18 protein-coding genes and 2 pseudogenes are annotated in these 21,586 nt (G+C 72.8%); 11 read left to right on the forward strand and 9 right to left on the reverse strand.

The window, feature by feature from the left end:
* Positions 1–46: 46 nt before the first annotated feature.
* From AB0947_RS29110 to AB0947_RS29120, 3 genes and pseudogenes are all read right to left on the reverse strand, one after another.
* A pseudogene (locus tag AB0947_RS29110) lies at positions 47–190 on the reverse strand (LuxR C-terminal-related transcriptional regulator); the annotation flags it as partial.
* A gap of 117 nt (positions 191–307) precedes the next feature.
* A pseudogene (locus AB0947_RS29115) lies at positions 308–538 on the reverse strand (2-dehydropantoate 2-reductase N-terminal domain-containing protein); the annotation flags it as partial.
* Positions 539–593: 55 nt separating this feature from the next.
* Entirely contained in the window at positions 594–2,087 is a 1,494-nt protein-coding gene (locus AB0947_RS29120; protein ID WP_366753401.1) for a hypothetical protein, read from the reverse strand.
* 238 nt (positions 2,088–2,325) lie between these two features.
* Between AB0947_RS29120 and AB0947_RS29125 the strand changes: the two genes are divergently transcribed.
* Together AB0947_RS29125 and AB0947_RS29130 are read left to right on the forward strand one after the other, a co-directional pair.
* A complete protein-coding gene (locus tag AB0947_RS29125; protein WP_366753313.1) occupies positions 2,326–2,928 on the forward strand; it encodes a VOC family protein in 603 nt (200 codons plus the stop codon).
* Positions 2,929–3,074: 146 nt separating this feature from the next.
* A complete protein-coding gene (locus AB0947_RS29130; RefSeq protein ID WP_366753314.1) occupies positions 3,075–3,557 on the forward strand; it encodes an SRPBCC family protein in 483 nt (160 codons plus the stop codon).
* 99 nt (positions 3,558–3,656) lie between these two features.
* Here AB0947_RS29130 and AB0947_RS29135 read toward each other — a convergent pair whose 3' ends face one another.
* Positions 3,657–4,433, reverse strand: a complete 777-nt coding sequence (locus AB0947_RS29135; RefSeq protein WP_366753315.1) for a GNAT family N-acetyltransferase — start codon at positions 4,431–4,433, stop codon at positions 3,657–3,659.
* Between the two features lie 440 nt (positions 4,434–4,873).
* On the opposite strand from AB0947_RS29135, the gene AB0947_RS29140 reads away from it, so the two are divergent.
* The 8 genes from AB0947_RS29140 (at position 4,874) to AB0947_RS29175 (ending at position 13,097) form a co-directional block, all read left to right on the forward strand.
* Positions 4,874–6,409, forward strand: a complete 1,536-nt coding sequence (locus AB0947_RS29140; RefSeq protein ID WP_366753316.1) for a PP2C family protein-serine/threonine phosphatase — start codon at positions 4,874–4,876, stop codon at positions 6,407–6,409.
* Between the two features lie 49 nt (positions 6,410–6,458).
* Complete coding sequence (locus AB0947_RS29145) at positions 6,459–7,538, forward strand: B12-binding domain-containing protein (protein WP_366753317.1); 1,080 nt, start codon at positions 6,459–6,461, stop codon at positions 7,536–7,538.
* Positions 7,539–7,742: 204 nt separating this feature from the next.
* A complete protein-coding gene (locus AB0947_RS29150) occupies positions 7,743–7,871 on the forward strand; it encodes a hypothetical protein (protein WP_366753318.1) in 129 nt (42 codons plus the stop codon).
* A gap of 344 nt (positions 7,872–8,215) precedes the next feature.
* Positions 8,216–8,809: a sigma-70 family RNA polymerase sigma factor gene (locus AB0947_RS29155; RefSeq protein ID WP_366753319.1), complete on the forward strand. Its 594-nt coding sequence runs from the start codon at positions 8,216–8,218 to the stop codon at positions 8,807–8,809.
* Positions 8,806–10,023, forward strand: a complete 1,218-nt coding sequence (locus AB0947_RS29160) for a CU044_5270 family protein (RefSeq protein ID WP_366753320.1) — start codon at positions 8,806–8,808, stop codon at positions 10,021–10,023. The genes AB0947_RS29155 and AB0947_RS29160 overlap by 4 nt, the downstream gene beginning before the upstream one ends.
* A gap of 158 nt (positions 10,024–10,181) precedes the next feature.
* Positions 10,182–10,979 (forward strand): L,D-transpeptidase family protein, encoded by a 798-nt coding sequence (locus AB0947_RS29165; RefSeq protein WP_366753321.1) that lies wholly within the window; start codon positions 10,182–10,184, stop codon positions 10,977–10,979.
* A gap of 371 nt (positions 10,980–11,350) precedes the next feature.
* Positions 11,351–12,478, forward strand: a complete 1,128-nt coding sequence (locus AB0947_RS29170; RefSeq protein WP_366753322.1) for an IS630 family transposase — start codon at positions 11,351–11,353, stop codon at positions 12,476–12,478.
* Positions 12,479–12,524: 46 nt separating this feature from the next.
* Positions 12,525–13,097: a S1 RNA-binding domain-containing protein gene (locus AB0947_RS29175; protein WP_366753323.1), complete on the forward strand. Its 573-nt coding sequence runs from the start codon at positions 12,525–12,527 to the stop codon at positions 13,095–13,097.
* Between the two features lie 105 nt (positions 13,098–13,202).
* Here AB0947_RS29175 and AB0947_RS29180 read toward each other — a convergent pair whose 3' ends face one another.
* The 4 genes from AB0947_RS29180 to AB0947_RS29195 form a co-directional block, all read right to left on the reverse strand.
* Positions 13,203–15,458, reverse strand: a complete 2,256-nt coding sequence (locus AB0947_RS29180) for a tetratricopeptide repeat protein (protein WP_366753324.1) — start codon at positions 15,456–15,458, stop codon at positions 13,203–13,205.
* A gap of 246 nt (positions 15,459–15,704) precedes the next feature.
* Positions 15,705–16,574, reverse strand: a complete 870-nt coding sequence (locus tag AB0947_RS29185) for a class II glutamine amidotransferase (protein ID WP_366753325.1) — start codon at positions 16,572–16,574, stop codon at positions 15,705–15,707.
* 54 nt (positions 16,575–16,628) lie between these two features.
* Entirely contained in the window at positions 16,629–18,617 is a 1,989-nt protein-coding gene (locus AB0947_RS29190; RefSeq protein ID WP_366753326.1) for a hypothetical protein, read from the reverse strand.
* A gap of 147 nt (positions 18,618–18,764) precedes the next feature.
* On the reverse strand, positions 18,765–19,211 hold the full coding sequence (locus AB0947_RS29195; RefSeq protein WP_366753327.1) for a hypothetical protein: 447 nt from the start codon (positions 19,209–19,211) through the stop codon (positions 18,765–18,767).
* A 369-nt stretch (positions 19,212–19,580) separates the two neighbouring features.
* On the opposite strand from AB0947_RS29195, the gene AB0947_RS29200 reads away from it, so the two are divergent.
* Positions 19,581–20,690, forward strand: a complete 1,110-nt coding sequence (locus AB0947_RS29200; RefSeq protein ID WP_366753328.1) for a Ku protein — start codon at positions 19,581–19,583, stop codon at positions 20,688–20,690.
* Between the two features lie 30 nt (positions 20,691–20,720).
* On the opposite strand, the gene AB0947_RS29205 is transcribed toward AB0947_RS29200, so the two are convergent.
* A complete protein-coding gene (locus tag AB0947_RS29205) occupies positions 20,721–21,554 on the reverse strand; it encodes an SDR family oxidoreductase (RefSeq protein WP_366753329.1) in 834 nt (277 codons plus the stop codon).
* Between the last annotated feature and the right edge of the window lie 32 nt (positions 21,555–21,586).

The raw sequence follows: 21,586 nt of genomic DNA on the forward strand, positions 1-21,586 counted from the left end.
TCCGGCCGGGCGCACCGGGGAAGCGGTCCGCCCGGCCCGAGGCCCGTCAGTCGGTGTCCGGTGGGCGCGGGGCGGCCCGCGGCGCCACCCGGGAGGCGATACCGAGCTTCGGACAGATCTGGAGCAGGTGTTCGCCGACGGTACGGTGCGAGAGGAACAGCCGCTCGGCGATCCGCTTGTCCGTCAGCCCGGTCACGGCCGGCTCTGTGGCCCACGGCCTCCGCGGAACCTGGAAGCTGTCGCCGTAACCGGGCCGGACACGGCCCGGGGCGAGCCTCTCGGCCGGGATGTGCACCAGTGCGGAGCGCAGCCACGGGGCCGCGCTGTCCGTGTCGAACGGCTTCACGGCGAGCAGGACCCAGCGCACCGGCCTCAGATCGCTCGGGCCGGTCACGACCCGCAGCGGGAAGCGCTCGCCCCGTGCGCCGTTCTCGATCCGCAGTTCGTCGAAACGGGTACGCACGCGGACCGTCACACCGGGGCCTGCTCTGTGCGGCGCCGACGCGACCACACCTCCGACGGCACCCGCGCCGATCACGGCGATGGCGGGCCGATGTGCCGACAGTCACACGTGTCCAGTAGGCAGAAATGGGTCAGGAGCCGCACGCCGGAAGTGGGGTGCGCTGCCGGGACCGGCCGGAGCCGGAGGCGGGTTCACGTGCGATGCCAGGGCGTCCCGCGGGCTCCGGCCGGGGCGACGTCACCGAGTCGGCGCGCCGCAGTCCGTGACGGACCGTCAGCCCGTGCAGCAGCTCACCGTCCCCTGCGTCGAGCACGCCGTGGACGTGCACCACGGCCCGGACACAGACCTCGGGCTCCAACTGCCCGAACAGCCTCTCCAGCGCCGGCCACAGGGATGCGTCGAGCGGCCGGTGCGGACCCCAGGGCCCGAGGTCGAGTGCGACGGTGTCGGCGCGGGCGGGGCGGGCCGTGGCGAGCAGCGGTGGTGCGGCGTCACGCGGTCCGATCCACAGACCCGACGAGGTCACCTCCGCCTTCCAGTCCCGGCCCAGCGACAGCGCGTCGGGCCCGGTGCCCGCGCTCAGCACCGCGGGGACCCGCCATTGCGTGACGCGCGCCGGCCGGCTCCCCTCGCTCGTCGCCGGCCCGTGGGCGAGGGTCCGGGCGAAGGGCCGCCAGGCGGGCCGGCCCTCCTCGTCGAACAGGTACTGGTCCGCGTCGGCGTCGCCGGCCGAGACGCCCTGCGGGACGGCCCTGCCGTTCATGACGGGCACACCCAGCGCCACGCCGACCTCGCGGCCCAGGAGGTCCGACACCTCCTGAGCGGTCCGTGACATCGGCCGACCCGCCAGCGAAACCAGCCGCAGCGAGCCGCGGACCCGCTCGGGGAGCGTCCCCATGACCACCGCGAGGACGGTGGCGGGAGTCCGCGGCGAGGTGATGATCAGCTGCGGCCGGCCGTCCTCCGGCGGTACGGCGTGCAGCCGGGCGTGGGTGGCGGGCGACACCGGTCCCGCGGGCCGCACGGCCAGCCCGGCCGGCACGGGTTCGACGGTGTGCCCGGCCAGTGTCTGGCGGCCCACCCGACGCACCGCGATCTCCCAGTCCGGAACGGGCAGATGACTGCTCACGTGCCGGGCGGCCGTGCCGGGCGAGAAGTGCCACCAGCCGCCGGGTCCCCCCGGGTGGCCGGGCGCGAAGAGACGACCCGCCGCCGTCACGAGCGCGGACCCGGCGGTGGCCAGGACGTCCACTCCCCACCGTTCGCTGATCAGCCGGGCCGCCGACGGGCTGTCGTCGGCGTCGTGGGCGCCCTCGGACATCACCAGTGTCAGCAGGCGCACCCGCGCGTCCCGGCCCGCCTCCAGCGCGGGCGCCAGCAGCCGGCCCAGCCCCTCCGCGCCGCCCTCGACCGAGGGCACGCCGACCACGACGAACGCCTCGTTCGGCCGGGTGGGGCCGAGCCGGCCGGCGAGCCGGGTGAGCCACACCGGCGGCCTGCTCCCCGAGTGCACCAGATGCAGGTGTTCGCCGACGGAGGTGACCGTCGATGCCGTCGCCGTGTCGTACCGAGCGCGGCCCGGGTCTCCCGCGGGGATGACGGTCATGCGGCCCTCACAGTCCATGGTCACGACGGAAGGAGACACACGAAGGGCAGCACACGGACACGCGTCGTCGACCTCGCGGCCGGCCCTGTGCTCCCCTGTGCCCGCCGGGTCCGTCTCCGGCACACGTGTCTCCGGGCCGGAGTCTACCGGACACATGTCGAGCGAAGATATGTGCATGATTCGCTGGTTTTGCCCTCGACGGGGGCGTAGGTTCGTCCAGATAGGTGTGAGACATCCCTGGGGAGAGGCGGACGTCATGGCGGCAGAACCGGTGCGGTTCAGCTCCGACGAGCGGCTGGAGGTGGTGACGATCCCCGTGTCCGACGTCGAGCGGGCGAAGGCGTTCTATCTACGGCTCGGCTGGCGACTGGACCGCACGCCACCGGCGAAGGTGCAGGTCACCCCGCCGGGATCGGCGTGCTCGGTGCAGTTCGGAGCGGGCCTGACCACGGCCGAACCCGGCTCGGCCCAGAACATGTACCTGTGCGTCCCCGACATCGTCGCGGAACGGGACAGGCTGGTGGAGCTGGGGGTCGAGGTGGGCGACTACTACCACACCGGAGGGCCCGCCCCCGAGCCCGGACTGCACCCCGGGCGGGAGAGCTACCGTTCGCACTTCCCCTTCCGCGACCCGGACGGCAACGGGTGGCTGGTCCAGGAGGTCACCTCCCGCCTGCCCGGCCGTATCGGTCCCGGCCCGACGGCCTTCACCTCCGCGGACGACCTCGCCCGGGCCCTGCGCCGGGCGGCCGCGGCACACGCCGAACGACCGGAGGGCACCGGCGACGCGGACCCCGGCTGGGCCGAGTGGTACGCCGCGTACCTGGTGGCCGAGCAGACCGGGAGCGGCGGCAGCTGACGCGCCGGGCCGGCGCGCGGCCAGTCAGATGACGTATGGATCCGCACGGGCGATGCCGCATCCTGGACCGGGGCAGGCCCTCCGGTACGCGTCACGAGCGCCGCCGGGGGGCGACCGGAGCCAGAAGCAGAGTGAGAGAGAGTGGGATGCACGACCCCGCAGACAGCCACCCGGACATCCACTGGCCGTCCGGCTTCTCACCTGCCGAAGCCCACGGCTTCCACCACGTCCAGGCCGTCGTGCCCGGCCCGCCCGAGCGGGTCTTCCGCGTGCTCACCGACGCGGCGGACTGGACCAGCTGGGTCCCGGGGTGCGAGGAGGTCAGCACCCGGACCTTCACCCAGACCTTCGAGGTGCTCTGGTGCGGCCACCGGTTCGAGGTCTACGTGGGGGAGAACGTACCGCCCCGCCGGCTCGGCTGGATGTGCCTGGGCACCAGTGTCCGGCTGTACCAGGGGTATCTGCTGACCGAGGTAGGGGAGGACACGGAGATCGTCGTCGAGAGCGCCGTCCGCGCCTTCCTCCCGAAGGCGTTCGACACGTTGTCGCCCACCTGGGTGGAACGCCTGGACGAACTGTGGCAGGCCCAGCTCGCCCGGCTGTCCGACGGTCCGCCGCCGGGCGTGTGAGCCGTTCCCCCGCCGCCGGGCGCCCTCCGGTGACACGCGGGCCGGGCGTGGGCCCGGCCCGGCGGCCCACCGGCCGGCTGGGCCGCCGTCACCTGCACGTCAGGCCGTGAAAGCCGTCCACGACTCCTCGGTGCGGAAGCCGGCCTGCTCGAAGAGCGGCAGCGCCTCCTCGCTGGAGTGCAGATACGCCGTGTGCGCCCCGGCGGCCCGGCCGTCCCGCAGGATCGCCTCGGTCACCGCGCGGCCGACGCCCCGCCGCCGGTGCTCGTGCAGGGTGCCGATGTTGGCGAGTCCGACATGCCGTTCGGTGAGGACCGCCAGACCCGCTCCGGCCGGCACCCCGTCCACCTCGGCGACGTAAGCCTGGACGAAGGACTGCCCGAGCACGCGGGGCGTGTACAGACTGCTGATGATCATCGGGGGAGCCCCGAAGGCGGCGCCGAGCACGGTGGCGAAGGTCTCGTCCTCGTCGTCGCGGAGCGGACGCACGGTCACCGGCCCGTGGCCGGACTCCCGGCTGTCGCGGTCCCCGTCCAGCGACAGCAGCATGAAGGGCTGCCGGGTCACTGTGCGGAGCCCGTGAGCGGCCGCGATGCCGACGATCTCGGTACCGGGCTCGCCCCGCAGCCGGATGCTCCAGGGCAGCTGTGCGACATGCGGTGCGGCCTTGTCGCAGAGCAGCTCGATCTCCGCCGCGTCCGGCACGTCGGCCACACTCATGATGCTGTTGAGCAGGGGGATCAGCGAGCGGGTGACGGCCAGCAGGGCGCCGCCCGGACCGCGCTCGTGCAGGCCGTCCGGGAGGGCACCGGCGAGCCGCTCCGTAGCCGTCTGGAAAGCCGCCGCGGCCTCGGAAACCACCTCGTTATTGGTCATACGTGTGAGTGTATCCCGAATCACATGTGGGCCGCCGCGCCGGTGAGTATGTGACATGTGTGTCCCGGGTCGGCCCGGTCCATGGACACATGTGCTGCCCCGCGGTCACGGGCGGCGGTCGGCACGCGTGACAGCCCGCTGTCGGAGCCCGACTGCCCGGCCTCATCTGAAATAGCCCTTATACCCATATTGTGCGTAGTGACTGCACACTGCGCGACAGGCTGATTCGTGGTGTTTGCGTGCGCCTTTCGCGGGAGGCTTGCAATGGCCCGGGGCCGTGCGGGACGGTTGCCGGAGGAAATCTGTTCCCGTATGGCAGGAAGGTGGTGAGGTGCGCACCGTGCGTGCCTCTGTTTGTGACTGCTTCTCGCAGCTGTTCCGCCCCTCGACCCGAGGCCGGCCGGCAGACCGGCCCGGCGTGGACTGAGGCTCCCTATCCTGTGCTGGTCTCCGACCGGCACGGCCGTCTCGTGCGCCTGAACGACGCCGCCCGGCTGGTACTGCCGGACGCGGTGAACGGCGCCCGGCTCTCCGCGCAGGTGCCGGCCTGGCTCGCCGACGCCCATCAGCGGGCCGTCTTCGCATCCCCTCCGGGCACTGCAGCCGAGGCCCCGCACGGAGCCATCGGCGACCGCTACTTCGAGGCGCACCCCACCGTCAGCGAGGGTGACGTGGTGTGGTGGCTGGTCGACGCCACCGACCGCCGCCAGGCCGAACGGGCGCTCAGCGACGCGCGGCGCCGCTCCGAGGTGTTGTCGCAGGCGTCCAGCACACTGCTGTCCACGCTGAACGTGCCGCGGTGCATGGAGGTGGCCGCTTCCCTGGCCGCCGAGCACCTCGCCGACGCCGCCGTCCTGATCGCGCCACCCCAGGGACGGCGCTGCTCCCTCACCCACGCCCGCCGAGGCGGCCCCGCCGTCCGGACCAGCCGGCAGGTCGACATCGCCGGTGTGCCCGGGCTCACGGAGGCGCTGCAGGGGTACCCGCCGGTCCCGGCCCGCTGGATCAACCCCGACGACATCCCCGACTGGGCGATCCCGGACGGCTTCACCGGCCCGGTCGGCTCCGTCATCGTGGCCCCGCTGCCCGGGCACGGCGTCCCGGCCGGCGCGCTCATCCTGCTGCGCTCGAGCACGGAGCAGGCCTTCACCGAGGGCGAGGAAGGCTTCGCCCGCCTGTTCGCCGCACGCGCCGGCGCCGCCCTGTCCGCCGCCCGCCTCTACACCGAGCAGGCCACGATCACCGCCACGCTGATGCAGGACCTGCTGCCGCCCACGCTGCGCACGGTGCACGGCGTGGAGTACGCCGGCAGCTACCGGCCCGCCAAGGACCACGAGCGGATCGGCGGTGACTTCTACGACGTCCACCCCGGCGCCGGCCCGGCCGAGGAGACGCTGGTCGTCCTCGGTGACGTGGCGGGCAAGGGCCTGGACGCGGCGGTCCTCACCGGCAAGATCCGTAACACCCTGCACGCCCTGCTGCCCCTGGCCGAGGATCACCAGCAGATCCTCAACCTGCTCAACAGCGCCCTTCTCACCTCCCGGCACACCCGTTTCGCCACCCTCGCGCTGGCCTCCGTACACCGCCGTGACGACCGGGTGCGGCTTCGGCTGACCAGTGCCGGACACATGCCGCCCCTCATCGTCCGCACCGACGGCACCGTGGAGGAGGCCGGCACCCGCGGCACTCTGGTCGGCGCCCTGCCGACCGTCACCGCGCGCACCGTCGAGACGGCCCTCGCGCCCGGCGAGACCTGCCTGCTGTACACCGACGGGATCACCGAGGCCCGCGGCGGCCCGCTGGGTGACGAGTTCTTCGGGGAGGACCGTCTGAGGCGGGCGCTCGCCGACTGCGTGGGCATGCCGGCGGAAGCGGTGGTGGAGCGGGTGCAGATGCTGGCCGCGCAGTGGCTGGGCACCGGCCGCCACGACGACATGGCCGTCATGGCCGTCACCGCCCCGACACCGGCGCGCTGAGCACCGTCGACGGCCGTGCGAGCGGTGGACCGACCAGGAGGAGCAGGTAGTGAGTGAGCCCACCGCGACAGCCGGTGCGGTGCAGCGGCTGTGGCAGGCCGTGATCGACGGTGACGAGGACCGGGCCGCGGCGATCGTCCACGACGCCCTCGCGCAGGGGGTGAGCCAGGAGACGCTCCTGCTCCGGGTCATCGCGCCCGTGCAGGAGAGAGTCGGCCTCGCATGGGCGGCGGACCGTATCAGCGTCGCCCAGGAGCACGCCGCCACCGCCATCAACGAGCGGGTCATCGCCTCCCTCGCCCACCACCCCGGCGCCGGCCGGCCCGCGCCTGACCGCGGCCGGGTGACGGTGGCCTGCGTGGACGGGGAATGGCACGCGCTGCCCGCCCGCCTGGTCGCCGAGGTCCTCGCCCTGCACGGCTGGCGGGTGGACTGCCTCGGCGCCCGGACACCCACCCCGCACCTGGTCGCCCACCTGCACCTGACCGACCCCGACGCGGTCCTGCTGTCCGGATCGATCCCCACCCACCTGCCGACCGCGCACGCCGCCATCACCGCCTGCCAGGCCATCGGTGTCCCCGTCCTGGCCGGCGGCAGCGCCTTCGGGCCCCGGGGGCGCTACGCCACCGCCCTGGGTGCCGACCGGTGGGCGGCCGACGCGCGGGCCGCGGTCGCCGTCCTGGCGGCAGGCGTACCGCGGCCGGACGCCTCGGCGATCCGGCACACGGTGGACGACCTGCCGCACCTGGCCGACCAGGAGTACACCCTGGTCGCCCGGTCCCGGCCCCAGGTCGTCAAGCAGACCCTGGCCGACCTGGACCACCGCTTCCCCGCCATGCGCGCCTACAGCGGCGCCCAGCGCGAACGCACCGCCGAGGACATCGCCCACATCGTCGACTTCCTGGCCGCCGCCCTCTACGTCGACGACCCCGACCTGTTCACGACCTTCCTCACCTCGACCGCCGGCATCCTCATGGCCAGGGGCGTCCCCGCCCACTCGCTGCCGGCGGGCCTCGACGCCCTGGCCGGCCAACTCCACGACTTCCCCCGCGCCCTGAAGATGCTCGACCACGGCAGGACCGCCCTGACCGAGGTCATCGCCCGTCCCGCCCCCGGCACACACGCATGACGCACATGCCACCCGGCGACTTCACCCTGACCGTCCGCCGCGAGTCCGGCACGCTGACCGTCCTGGTCGGCGGCGAACTCGACTACGACACCAGCGACGACCTCCTCGACGAGGTCAGCCGGCGGCTCACGGCCGGCGGCCCACCGCCGGCCGTACTTCCGCGAGCTGGCGTACATCGACTCCTCCGGGCTGACGGCCCTGCTCATGATCCACCGCCGTACCAGCGTCCTCGGAGCCACCCTCCACCTGGACAACCGGCCGGCCCACCTCGAACGCATGCTGCACGTCACCGCCGTCCTCGGCCACCTCACCGCACCGCCCACCCCCACCTGACCCCGCCAGGCCACCCGCACGCCGAGCGAGTCGCCCGGCCGGGGCTCCGGGAGTGTGGATCGGTATGTTCCCGGTGAGTCGCTGGTGCTGAAAAGGCATCATGCGGCCGGCGGCCGGCTCCGAGCGGTGCCCGTGCCCGCCCTGTGACCCCACGGTGCCAGGGCCCGGGGCGCCGTTCCTCGGACGCCGCACGCCCGGTGAACTCCCGCGCCCGCACACCTGCGTGGGGTGCCGGACCTCGATATGACGTCGGTCACTTCGGCAGGTTTTCCGCTCCCGCGTGTAAGGAACGGGCCGCAGCGCGCATTGCTGGGTGTGAAAGCCAGGAGGAAGGGAGCGCGTCCGTGACAACTGCCGAGCGCTTCCGAGATGTTTACGAGGAGTGCTACCCGCGCGTCCTCGGCTATGCGACGAGCCTCGTCGGACGGCAAGCAGGGGAGGACATCACCAGCGAGACGTTCACGGTCGCCTGGCGGCGAAGGCACGACATCCCCGACCCGGCGCTGCCGTGGCTTCTGGGGGTGGCCCGCAACCTGGTGCGCGAACTGCGCCGCCGGGACGCCCTCCGATACGCCATCGCCGCGGAGGAAGCACAGCGCATCAGCCGCGGCACCCCGACGTACGTCGGCGACGTCGCGGCGGAGGTCACCGACCGGCACATCGCGTTAAAGGCCCTCGCGAGCCTGCCGGACAGCGACCGGGAACTGCTGACGCTGATCGCTTGGCACGGTCTGAGCGCCAAGGAAGCGGCCCGGGTCCTGAACTGCACCGGCGCCACGCTGACGGTCCGGCTGTTCCGAGCCCGCCGTCGTCTGGAGAAGGCCCTGGAGACGGCACAGGCCACGGAGGCGGCGGCAGAAGCGGCGACAGAGGCGGCGTCCGCACACACCCCTTCGGAGGCAACGATCCACATCCAGCAGCAAGGAGCGCCCGCATGAAGAACTCCGACAAGCGGTCCGGACGGCCCGATGCCATGAAGGCGCTCACGGACGCGCGGCCCGACGAACTGAACCCCTCCCGGCTGGTGGACCCGCTGCGGCAGCGCCAGCTCTACGCGCACATCACCTCCGACCCGGCGGACGGCCACGTCACGCGCCGGAAGAGCCGGTACCGGCCCCTGGGAGCGGCGGTGGTCCTCGCGGCGGTGACGGCGTCCGTGGTGGTGACCGTGGGCACGCTCGACACCCATGCGCCGGACGACGCCTCCGCGGCCCGACCGCGGCCCCCCGCTGCGACGCGAGCGCCGGGCGGCGCCGCGGAGGTCCACGTGGACGGTCGTATCGAACTCCTCAGCGCGGCGAAGAAGGCGGAGACCTCCGCCGAAGCGACCTACTGGCAGACCACCACGCGATCGCAGTACACGGACGTCGCCGAAGCGAACGGCCGGCTCTTCGCCCTGCGCGTGACGTCGACGGAGGAATGGTCGGTGGGCGTGCGGCCCGGTACGGGGAGCCTGGCGGTCTCGGGGCTGAACTCCGTGACCGAGCCCCGGACCGCGGCGGACCGGGCGCGCTGGCACGCGGCGGGCTCGCCCCGCAAGGTCGAGACCGGGACGAGTACGACGTCGGGGGCCTTCAAGCACAGCTTCGTGATGGGAACCGGGCGCCCGACGGTCATGCGGACGAACACCGACGACAAGATCTACGCCCTCGGCCCGGACAACGTCTCCTACAAGGAACTGCGGGCACTGCCCTCCACCGACGGGGCACTCCGCCACTACCTGGAGAAGCTCTACGCCCAGGACGACAGCGCGGACAACGACACGTCAGGTCGCAGTACCTGGATGCTGCGGCAGGCGGGCAACCTCGTCACGATGCCCGTGAAGCCCGCCGTCCGTGCCGCGGCGTACCGCGTGATGGCCGATCTGCCAGGGGTCCGCGTGGTCGGACGCGTCACCGACACGCTGGGGCGCGAAGGCGTGGGAATCGAGCCCCCCGACACGTATCAGACCCCTCTGGGGACCACCAGGCAGCGACTCGTCTTCGACCCCGCCACCGGCGCCATGCTCAGCGACCAGTACCTGCTGGTGAAGCCCTCGGCCAGGGCCGGCAGGGCGGGCCTGGAGGCGGGCACGATGGTCGGTTGCCGGGCGACCACCAGGATGAACTGGGGCGAGCACCAGATCACCGTGCCCGAGAACGCCCGCGGCTGAACCTCGGCCCGGCCCCGCGACACGGAAACACACACGGCGGGCCGGCTTCGCCGCGCGCACACCGTATGACGTGCCCGGAGCGCCGTACGCGGTCTCGGCGCCGCGGGTCCCACCACGCGAGGTCCCCCGACCCCTCTCGATCGAGAAAGCCTGCACCCATGCGTCTTCACAAGATCTGCCTGTCGGCGGCCGCGGCGCTCGTCGTCTCCGCGCTGGGCGTGACCGCCTGCCGGCACCTGCCCGTGGGCGCCTCCGCCCCGGCGGCCAGGAGCATCTCCGACGACCAGGCCGCCGCCGGGCCGGAGACCGGACGGTCGGCGTCCGCCCCGGCCGCGTCACAGGCGGCCAGCCGGGCGCGGCCCGGGCTCCCCGCCCGGCTTCCGGGACTCGGCCCCAAGACCCTGGCGAAGGTCCCGGCCGACACCCGGCAGGTCGTCCTCGTCACCGGAGCCGGCCGGAACTCGGCCACGTCGAGAGTCGTCCTCTGGCAGCGGACCGACGACGGCTGGCGTCCCGGGGCCGTGTGGGAGGCGCACAACGGCTACAAGGGGTGGACCGACGAGCACTACGAGGGCGACCTGCACAGCCCGACAGGAGTGTTCGGCCTCAGCGACGCCGGCGGCCGCCTGCCCGACCCCGGCACCAAGTTGCCCTACCACCACTCCGGCGCCTTCTGGGTCGGCGGCACCGGCTTCGAGGGCGAACCGCTCAGCGGCTCCTTCGACTACGTCATCGCCATCGACTACAACCGGCAGCCCGGTACGTCACCGATGGACGGCACCCACCCGATGGGGGCGAACCGCGGCGGAGGCATATGGGTCCACGTCGACCACGGCGGCCCCACCCACGCGTGCATCAGCGTCTCCAAGACCCACATGAAGCAGCTGCTGCGCACGCTGGACCCCGCCGACCACCCCGTCGTGGTCATGGGCGACGCGGCTTCCCTGGCCCGTTGACGGTTCCGGGGCCCACCCGCACCGGCGGGCGCGGCGGTGCCTTCTCCTCGTCTCGGCATGCCGGTCCCGCACCCCCCGACGAGGTGCCGTACCGGGGTGACTTCGTGCGCCGGGGTGTGCGCGCGGCGGGGGAGTCGTCGCCGCGCTCGGCCGCCCCCGGGGCCGAGCGGGAGCCGGCCGCCCGGCCGCCCGGCTGCCCGATCGCCGTCGCCCGATCGCCGTCGCCCGACCGCCCGCTGCCGTCCGATCGCCGTCGCCCGGCTGCTGCCGCCCGCCCGGCCGGCTAGTGCTCTGACCGCATAGGTTGGCCGGTTTGGTGATCGCGGCGGTTGGATGGGGGGGTGACGTCCGTTCCGACCGCTGGAGGTGCGGTGGCCGAGCCTGTCCGTGTGCGCAGACTGACCGACCAAGAAGGGCAGAAACTGCAGCAGATCGTGCGCCGGGGCAGCACCAACTCGGTGCGCTACCGGCGCGCGATGATGCTGCTGGCCTCGGCCGGCGGGAACCGGGTGCCCGTGATCGCCCAGCTCGTGCAGGCCGACGAGGACACCGTCCGGGACGTGATCCACCGCTTCAACGAGATCGGCCTGGCCTGCCTGGACCCTCAGTGGGCGGGAGGCCTTCCCCGCCAGCTCAGCCCTGACGACGAGGACTTCGTCATCCAGACGGCCATCACCCGCCCGACCAAACTCGGCCAGCCCTTCACCCGCTGGTCCCTGCGCAAGCTCGTCGCCTACCTGCGCAAAGTCCACGGCCACGTGATCCGGATCGGCCGCGAGGCGTTACGCTGCCTGCCCGCCCGCCGCGGCGTGACCTTCCAGCGCACCAAGACGTGGAAGGAATCCCCGGACCCCGACCGCGAGGCGAAGCTGGACCGGATCGAGGAGGTCCTGGACCGTTTCCCCGACCGGGTCTTCGCCTTCGACGAGTTCGGCCCGCTCGGGATCCGTCCCACCGCGGGCTCGGGCTGGGCCGAGCAGAATCGTCCCGACCGGCTGCCCGCCACCTACCACCGCACTCACGGTGTGCGGTACTTCCACAACTGTTACTCGGTCGGTGACGACACCCTGTGGGGCGTCAACCGCCGCAAAAAGGGTGCCGCCAACACGCTGGCCGCGCTGAAGTCGATCCGTGCCGCCCGGCCCGACTGCGCCCCGATCTACGTGATCATGGACAACCTGTCCGCCCACAAAGGCGACGACATCCGCCGCTGGGCGAAGAAGCACAAGGTCGTACTGTGCTTCACCCCGACCTATGCATCCTGGGCGAATCCGATCGAAGCCCACTTCGGACCGCTGCGGCAGTTCACCATCGCCAACTCCAACCGCTCCAACCACACCGTCCAGACAGGGGCCCTGCACCTGCACGCCTACCTGCGCTGGCGCAACGCCAACGCCCGCCACCGTGACGTCCTGGCCGCCGAACGCAAGGAACGCGCCCGCATCCGCAGCGAGAAAGGCATCCGCTGGGGCGGACGTCCTCTCAAGACCGCAGCGTGAGCGCACTTTCTGCCCAGTGCGCAGCTCCTCGTGAAAGGCTGGGAGCATGATGGGTGGACCGTCTGAGAACCCAGAACTCTGGGCATTCCTGGAGTCACTGCACCGCGGCGAGTTCCTTTCCGGCACCGTCACAGCGATCGAACGGTTCGGTGTGTTCGTAGCGCTGGACGACGGACCCGACCATCCGGTCTTCCCCGGCGTCGGGTTCATCTCCTTCGCTGAACTGTCCTGGCGACGCTTCGAGGCAGCCACCGACGTTGTGCAGGTCGGGCAGCGCGTCTCATGCGAGTTTCTCCAGTTCGACACATGGAACCTGGAGGCCAGACTGTCCTTGAAAGCCACACAGCCGGACCCCTTTCAGGTATTCGCCGACGCCACCGCGGTGGGGCAGAAACTGCCTGGCCGGGTCACCAAGCTGATCCCGTTCGGCGTCTTTGTCCAGGTCGCCGACGGGATCGAGGGACTGGTTCACCTGCGCGAGCTCGCCTGGACACCGGTGGAGGCTCCAGCAGATGTCGTCCAGGTCGGCGACGAGATCACGGTGGTCGTCACCGAGATCGACCGAGAGCGACGCAGGCTATCCCTCTCCCGACGACAAAGCTCATCCGCCGACGTGTGACGCGCAGCGTTCCTGCGACGGTTTCCTTGCCCGAGCGCTCCTGAACGTCTGCTCAGCCAAAGGAAGACACACGCCCCAGGCCGGTGAACCTTTGCGGTCACAGCACTAGGCGCCCGGTGCGGGCGTCGGTGCGTCGGCGAGTGCCTCCGCCTTGGCGCGCGTCTCCGCGGCGCGCGCGACCCGCAACGAAGCGAAGAGGTCGGCCGACCGGGCCAGGTTCGCCCGTGCCTCTTCCCTCTCCCCGCGCTCCAACTGGGCGGAGGCCAGGTCGTCGAGCACCTCCGCCTGCTTGTACTCGTCGAGGACCTCCTCGTAGAGCCGCAGCGACGCGCGGTAGTCGGCGATCGCGCCGTCGAGGTCGCCCAGGCGCTGCCGGATGTAGCCGATGTTGCCCCGGACACCGGCCTCGTCGTGACGGTTCCCGGTCGCCCGCAGCAGGGGGAGCGCTTCCTCGCACGCGGCGAGTGCGTCCTGGTACTCGCCGAGGGCGGCGAGGAACCAGCCCATGATGGCGATCGAGCGCGCGATCTCCCACCGCCCGCCCAGCGACCGGGCGATCGCCAGGCTCCTGCGCGCGTTCTCCAGGCCCTCGGCGTAGCGCCGCTGGAAACTGCGCACACGGCTGGCGTACCGTTCGGCGAGCATCCGCTCCTTCGCGGGCAGCCGGTCCAGCTGACCGAGCATCAGGCCGATCGGCTCGTCGGCCCCGGCGACGTCACCCGTCTCGACCATGGCGATCGACAGGTTCGTACCGGTCCGGGCCACGGCCACCGGGTCGTCGAGGATCAGGGCCGCGTCGAGCCCGATGCGCGAGGCCGTCAGCTCCTCCGCCCAGCGGCCCGCCACCGAGTTGTACGCGGCCCACTCCCGGGTCAGCGCGATGCGGTGGCGCAGCAGCCGGGGGTCGTCGAAGGCGCGCACCGCGGCGGCGGCGGCCGACTCCTCCTGGCGGTACCAGTCCAGTCCCTCGTCGCGGTCGTCGATCGTCACGAGCACCACTCCCGGCGCCGGATCGCCGATCGGCTCGTCCGGGAAACGGGACACGAAGGTGTTCGCGGTGTGGGCGTTGTGGCACAGGTAGTCCAGCAGACGGGTCTCGGCGCCGGAACGGTCGTCCTCCTCCTGCCCGGCCAGTTCGGCGCCGTAGGCCCGTACCAGGTCGTGCAGGACGTAACGGCCGGCGGCGTCGCGGGAGAGCAGGCTGGCCGTGGTCAGTTCGCGCAGGTGGCGCCGGGCCGCCGGCATCGGGACACCCGCCAGCGAGGCGGCGGCCTGCGCGGACACCGCAGGGCCCGGGTGAACCGCCAGATGCCGGAAGAACCGGGCGGCTTCCGGGGTGAGTGCCCGGTAGGACCAGGAGAACACGGCGCGGACGTCGGCCCGCCGGTCGTCGCCCGTGAGGGCGTCCAGCCGGGGTATGGCCTGCCGCAGCTCACGCACGCCCAGCCGCAACGGCATCCGGGGTGCCGCGCTCAGCTGGGCACCGACGACGGCGACCGCCAGCGGCAGGTACCCGCACAGCTCGACCAGCTCGGTGGCGGCCTCCGGTTCCGCCCGGCACCGCTCCTGTCCGATCCGCGCGGCCAGCGCGGCCAGCGCCTCCGGCGGCGTCCAGACGTCGAGGCTGACGAGGCGGGCCCCTTCGGCAACGGCCAGACCGGTGAGCCGACTTCGAGAGGTGACGATGGTCAGGCACCCCGCGGAAGCGGGCAGCAACGGCCTGACCTGGTCCGGGTCCCGGGCGTTGTCCAGGACGACGATCAGCCGCAGGGACGCGGTCCGCTCCCGGAACACGGCGGCGCGCTCCTCCGTGTCCGGCGGCATCTCGCTGCTCGGCACTCCGAGTGCGCGGAGGAACCCGCCGAGGGCCACTCCCGGATCGAGGGGGTCGTCGGTCTCCTCGAAGCCGCGCAGGTTCACGTACAACTGGCCGTCCGGGAAGCGGTCGGCCACCTGGTGCGCCCAGTGCACGGCCAGCGCCGTCTTGCCCACTCCCGCCAGGCCGCCGATCGCCGAGATCACGACATGGCCGCCCTGCGCCGCCACCTGCGAGGTGATGCGGTGGACGGTGGCCAGGGCCTCTTCGCGTCCACGGAACGCCGCCAGGTCCGGCGGCAGCTGCCGTGGCACCCGTCCGGCACGCCGTACCGACGCCTGCACGAGGTGGCGCCGTTCCTCCTCGCTCAGTTCCAGGGCGTCCAGCAACTCGTTCAGCGTGGCCTGCCGGGGCAGGCTCCTGCCCCGTTCCATGTCGCTGATGGCCCGGACACTCACCCCGGAAGCCTCGGCGAGGCTCTCCAGGGTCAGCAGGGCCCGCTGTCGTGCCGCACGCAGCAGTCGGCCGAACGTCGCCTCGTCCATCCCACACCCTCTCCCGGAACCGCCGGCCCACGTGCCGAGGGCGCGACCGGCCAGACGCTAACAGTTCCGGAATGGGCGTCATCGGTGCGACGAGGGTCCGCGGGACCCACGCGCGGCCCGGTACAGGCAGGCAGGGACCGAAGGGGCCGGGATCTCGGAAACGTCATCGGATCCGCCGAAGGCCGGACGCGGCCACCCCCGGCCCGGCACGCCCGGCGCCGGGCGGAGCAGGCCGTGCGGGCAGCGTCACGCGGCCTTCTGCGAGGCGGCCGCGTCCGGGTGGAGGTCGTCCAGGGTGAGCCGGTGCGCCGGGGGATCGGGGAGGACGACCTGGTGGGTGAGGCGGAGGTCGGGGCCGGCGTGGAGCAGTTCGCCGGGCTCCATCTCGCGCCAGTGCGGGTTGTCGTCCATGCGCTCGCTGGCGACGACGACGGCGGGGAACTCGGCGAGGTTCGACGAGTGGACGCGCATGCGGCCGTGGGTGCCGCTGTGGTCGAGGTGCCGGCTGCCGTGCTGGCCGCCCGCCCGGCGCTGGAGGACGTAGAGGTCGTGGGTGTCCGGGTAGCGCAGCGCCCACAGTTCCTCCGGGGTGATGAGGATCAGGTTGACGGCGTAGACGGGCAGGTGGGCGGCGATCCAGTGGGCGGCGTGCCGGATGCCCTCGGTGACGTCACCGCCGTGCCGCCGGGTCTCCCGGGTGATCAGGGCGAAGAACCGTTCGGAGTCGGTGTCGCCCGCCACGAGTGACCGGTCCTCGCCCAGGTGGTCGTCGAGCTCGTCCAGGCCCTCGACGACCCCGTTGTGGGCGAAGAGCCGCCCGTCCTGCTCGAAGGGATGGGTATTGCGGACGTCCAGGCTGCCGGTGGAGGCGAAGCGGACGTGGGCGATGAACGTCGCCGACTCGACCTCGCGGGCCTCCTCGGCGAAGGCGAGGTCGCGGTAGGCGGCGGTGGGGGCCTTGTCGACGCGCGGGGTGCCGTCGGCGGCGTAGTGGCCGAGACCGGTGCCGTCGGGGTCCCGGTGGCTCTGCCGGCTGAGGCTGTCGGGGGCGTCCAGGAGCCAGAAGGTGGCGCGGGTACGGCGCGGGGCGCTGCTGAGGCCGAAGAGACGGCACACGGCGTTCCTCCAGGGGGCTGGCCGGGGCGTGGGGGTTCGGACAAGTCACCGAAGTCACCGGTTCCCGCTGCTGTGCTGGAGGGCGCACGGGGTGGGGCCGGTGGACGCCGGGCGGGACGGCAGTGGTTGAAGCGGTGTGCAGACGGGTGTGGCGGCGCCGATGAGTTCGACCAGGCCGTCACCACCGGTGGGCGGGGCCAGCTTGGACCAGTTGTTGGCCAGCCAGACGTTGCCGGACTGGTCGAGCTGGACGGCGGTGAGGTGCTGGATGGACTTGCTGCGGAAGCCGTCGGGCGGTGACAGTACGGAGCCCGTGGTGGAGCCGGGCGGGCAGGCGCCGGTGTTCGCGCCGCACAGGACGGAGACGGACGGGGTGCCGAAGCCGGCCACCCACACCCGGTCGGAACCGTCGACGGCCACGGACCAGGGGGCGATGCGCCGGGACAGCTTGTGCACACCGACGACCTTGCCGTCCGGCCCGATCTCGGTGACCGAGTCGCTGAAGAAGCTGGGCACCCAGACGTTGTTCCGGGAGTCGACGGCGAGGCCGAGGGGCCAGTCGAGCGAGGCGTCCTTGACGGGCGAGAACGAGGTCGGCTTGAAGTCGGGCCCGATCACGGTGACGCTGCCGCCCGCGTGACCGTCGAGGGGGCGCTTGTCCAGCAGCCTGGCGCCGTTGAGGCGGGCGTTGGAGACCCAGGCCCGTCCGTAGCCGTCGATCTGGAGGGAGAACGGGTGGTCGAGGCCACCGCCGGTGATGGTGATCGCCCTGGAGGGGTCACCGTGCGGGTACACGATCACGTTCCCCTTGCCGCGGTTGCCCTTCAGGCCGTAGAAGTTCGCTATCCACACGTTGCCCCGCTGGTCGACCGCGGTGCCCTGCGGGTGGTCCAGGCCGCCGTCCTTGAACCCCGTCGCGGGTGACAGCGGCTTCCCGGCGGACGAGTACGTCGACATGGCGTCACCGCCGTAGCTCGGCACCCAGACGGAACCCTGGTGGTCGATGGCGATGCCCCAGGCCCCGGCCTTCATGCCGCCGCCGCTGATGGGGCTGTTCAGCACGGGGTTGCCCACCGGGTCCTGAACGGTGACGAAGGAACTGGGGTTCCGCGTGCCGGGCAGCCAGTTGACGGAGGACCAGACGTTTCCCTTGGCGTCCACGGCCATGCGTCCGGGCGCGTAGACGTCGGGAGGGGTGTAGTGCAGGGCCAGCACCCAGGCCGTGGGCGCGGAGGTCAGGGCGGGGCGGTAGGTGTGCGCCCGTCCGGCCAGCGCGTACAGCTCGCCGGTGGACCGCCTCGGGTCGTGGGCGAGGTTGGACACGGCCTGCGCGGTGTCCTGCGGGGCGGCGGCCCGCGCGGGCGCCGTCCGGCGCAGCATGTCCCGGCATCGTCCGGTGTCCGCCCCCGGAGCGCACAGGGAGACCAGGTTGGCCAGGGTGCCCAGGGTGGCGAGGGTGGCGTTCTTGTCACCGTTGTCGTGGTCCGTGACGACCTTCCCGGGCCTGCCCGTGGCCGGGTCGGCCAGGTTGTACGACGTGGCCGCGGCGTTCTCCAGGCCGGGGCTGGGGCCGAAGATGCCGTGCCGGCCGGTGAACTGGGCCAGGGCGTAGCCGGTGGCGACGGTGGTCAACTCGTTGACGGTGACGGCGGATTCCCTGCGCTGCGGCACAGCGCCGCCCGGGCCGACACCCGCGACGGAACGCAGCCGCAGGGCCTTGTCCCCGGCGGCGACCGCTTCGACGTACTGCACGGAGCCCCCGCGCTGCACGGGGCGGAGCCGGAAGGAGCCGTGCGCGTCGGTGGTGGCGCGGCCCAGTTGCCGGACGCCGTGCCGGTCTCCCGCGAAGAGCCTGACGGTGGCGTGGGACAGCGGCTTCCCCGCGCTGGTGACCGTCCCGCGCAGGACACCCGCCGGGCCGGGCGGTGTTGTCGCGGGCAGCGCCGTGAGGGTGAGGGCCAGGGTGGCGGACGCGGCCAGGGCGGTGCCGCGCAGGGCGGGGCGGGACGCGGACTTCCGAGCGGTGCCCGGCTTCCGGGGCACCGCTCCGCGGATGCGTGTGACGGGGAACAAGGTGGGGGCCTTTCGTCGGGGCGGCACGGTGCGGGCCCTCGCACGGCGCCGGGCCCGGCCTGCCGACGGGTCCGGTGCCGGACGGCCGGGGGAGGCGGTACGGGCGGGGCGGGCGTTCTAGCCCCGCACGCTGCCGGGGTCGCGCAGGGTGAACCAGCCGATCCTGTGGCCGGCCAGCCAGATCAGCCCCAGGTACAGGTCCGGGTCGACCTGGCGGAGTTCGTCCCGTACGGCCCCGAACACGGTGGACGTGCGGGAGTAGTCGATGACGATGCATTCGCGGTCGTCCAGGCGGCTGGGTCCGGGCCCGACCATGGCGACGATGGACAGGATGTCCAGCGCGGTGAGCCGGTTGCTGAGGTAACCCTCCGGGCTGAAGACCTTGCCCCGCCAGCAGAACCGGTTCACCATGCCGGCGAGCACCCGTGCCCCCGTGCGCCCGGCCCCCGGGATGATGGCCACGCCCTCCATCGGGCCCCGGGGGACCTCGCCCGCCGGACTCTCGCGGAACAGCTCCTCGATCTGCTTGTCGTCGCTCCTGAGCAACTCGGTCTCGGTAGGCATCGCGATCTTCCTTCCGACCGTCGCCGCCGCCCCGCGCGGCACCCGCGGCCACGGTCCGCGACCGGAGACGGGCGAGCCGCGCGCGCGGGCACGTGGAGTCGGAAGTCCCGTCGCGGCCGGACAGCCGGGTCGCATGTCCGCGGCGACCAGTCGAGCGCTGTGATCGTTCGTGGATTCGTGCGCCGCTTCCTCCATCGTGAACCCACCGGGAGCGGCCCACCACCGCTGGGCGAGGCGGTCACGAACCGAAGCGAGGACCGTTCGGGTGCCCGACGCGCGGCCTGGGCGGGCGCGGGCGCGGCAGCGGTGCGAGCGTGGAAGCACAGGGGCCGAGTACGGGCGCTGGAGGACACGGGACGGAGCACGGTCATGGCTCGGGCGATCTGGTCAGGGGTGATCACCTTCGGGCTCGTCACCGTCCCCGTCGGCCTCTACACGGCGACCGAGGACCACACCGTTCACTTCCACCAGTTGCAGCGGGGCACCTCCGACCGGGTCCGCACCAAGCGGGTGAACGAGCGCACCGGCGACGAGGTCGGCACCAGCGACATCGTCAAGGGCTACGAGCTGGACGAGGGCCAGTACGTCGTGGTCGAGCCCGGCGAACTCGACGAGATCGCGCCGGGCCGCTCGCGGACCATCGACATCACCGACTTCGTCGACCTCGACCGGATCGAGCCGGTCTACTTCGACCGCACCTACTACATCGCCCCGCGCGGCAAGGAGTACACCGAGGTCTACGAGCTGCTGCGCGCCGCGCTGGCCGAGACGGACAAGGCGGGGATCGCCACCTTCGTCATGCGCAACAAGCAGTACCTGACCGCGCTGCGCGCGGAGGACGACGTGCTGGTGTTGCAGACGCTGCACTGGGCGGACGAGGTCCGCGACCCGGGCCGGGAACTGCCCGGGCTCCCCTCCGGCCGGGCGGGGCGGGGCAAGCAGCTGGACATGGCGCTGCAACTGGTCGACGCGCTCAGCTCCGACTGGGATCCCTCCCGCTACCGCGACACCTACCAGGAGAAGGTGCGCGAGCTGGTGAAGGCCAAGGCCGGGGGCCAGGAGATCGCGACGGCGCAGGAGCCTCCGGAGGCGACCGACGTGATCGACCTGATGAAGGTCCTCGAAGGCAGCCTGAAGGCCGCCCGGTCCGGCCGTGGCGACAAGGAGCCGGCCGGCAGGCACGAGGAGGAGGCCGGCAGGCACGAGGAGGAGGCCGCGCCGCGCAGGGCGGCCGCCCGGTCGTCGTCGGGCGCGTCGGCGAAGGCGCCGGCGCGGAAGGCTCCGCCGGAGAAGGCCGGGGCGGCGCGGGCCCGCGGCCGCGGTGCCGGCGGCAAGCGGGAGCTGGAGAAGCTGAGCAAGGCGGAGCTGTACCAGCGGGCGACCGAACAGGACGTTCCCGGCCGGTCGAAGATGAGCCGCGAGGAGCTCGTCGACGCCCTCGCCTCCCGTGGCCGCCGCCGCGGGAAGACCGCCGCCTGACCGCTCCCGGACCGCGCGTGCCGCCCGTCGTCACAGGTATCGCTCGGCGAGCGTGCCGGTGGCCGAGGCGCGCAGCGCCGCTTCCGCCGCGGCGATGCGGTCCACCGCCTCACCGTCGGCCAGGCCGGGCACGCACACGACCTCGCCGGTTTCCAGGGCCCTCAGTGAAGCGGTCACCACGTCCTCGGCGGGCATGCCTCCGTCGTCGTGTACGCGTGCTACCTCACCGGCCACCGGATCCTGGCCCTGGGTGAGGTGGAACTCGGTCGCCGTCAGCCCGGGGCACAGCACCTGGACACGGACCGGCGCCCCGTCCAGCTCGGCGGCGAGGGTGCGGCTGAAGGTGACGACGTAGCCCTTGGTCCCCGCGTACACCGCCCGCACCGGCAGCGGGCCCGGCGGGAGCGAACCGGCGAAGGCGAGAGTGGAAGCCACGTTCACCACGGCGCCGCGGCCGCGTGCCAGCATGCCTGGCACCGCCGCACGGGCGAGCCGGGTGAGCGCCACCACGTTCACGGCCGTCACCTTCTCCAGCAGCGCCGCGTCGGTCTCGGCGAAGGGGCCGTAGCCGTTGATGCCCGCGTTGTTCACCAGCAGCCCGACGTCGTCCCCGGCCGCTCGCCGGGCGACCCGGTCCAGGTCGCCGGCCTCGCCGAGATCCGCGACGACGGTGTCCACGCGTACGTCGTGCCGCCCGGTCAGCTCCGCGGCGAGGGCGCGGAGACGCTCCCCGCGACGCGCCACCAGCACCAGATCGTGCCCCTTGCCGGCGAGCCGACGCGCGTAGGCCGCACCGATGCCCGAGGAGGCACCGGTCACGACGGCTGTTCCCCCGGCGGGAAGGGGTTCGGGACGGTTGGACATGACTCCTCCTCGTATGCGTCGAGAGCACGACA

Source organism: Streptomyces sp. NPDC047841 (assembly GCF_040704085.1).
GTDB classification, from domain to species: Bacteria; Actinomycetota; Actinomycetes; order Streptomycetales; family Streptomycetaceae; genus Streptomyces; species Streptomyces argyrophylli.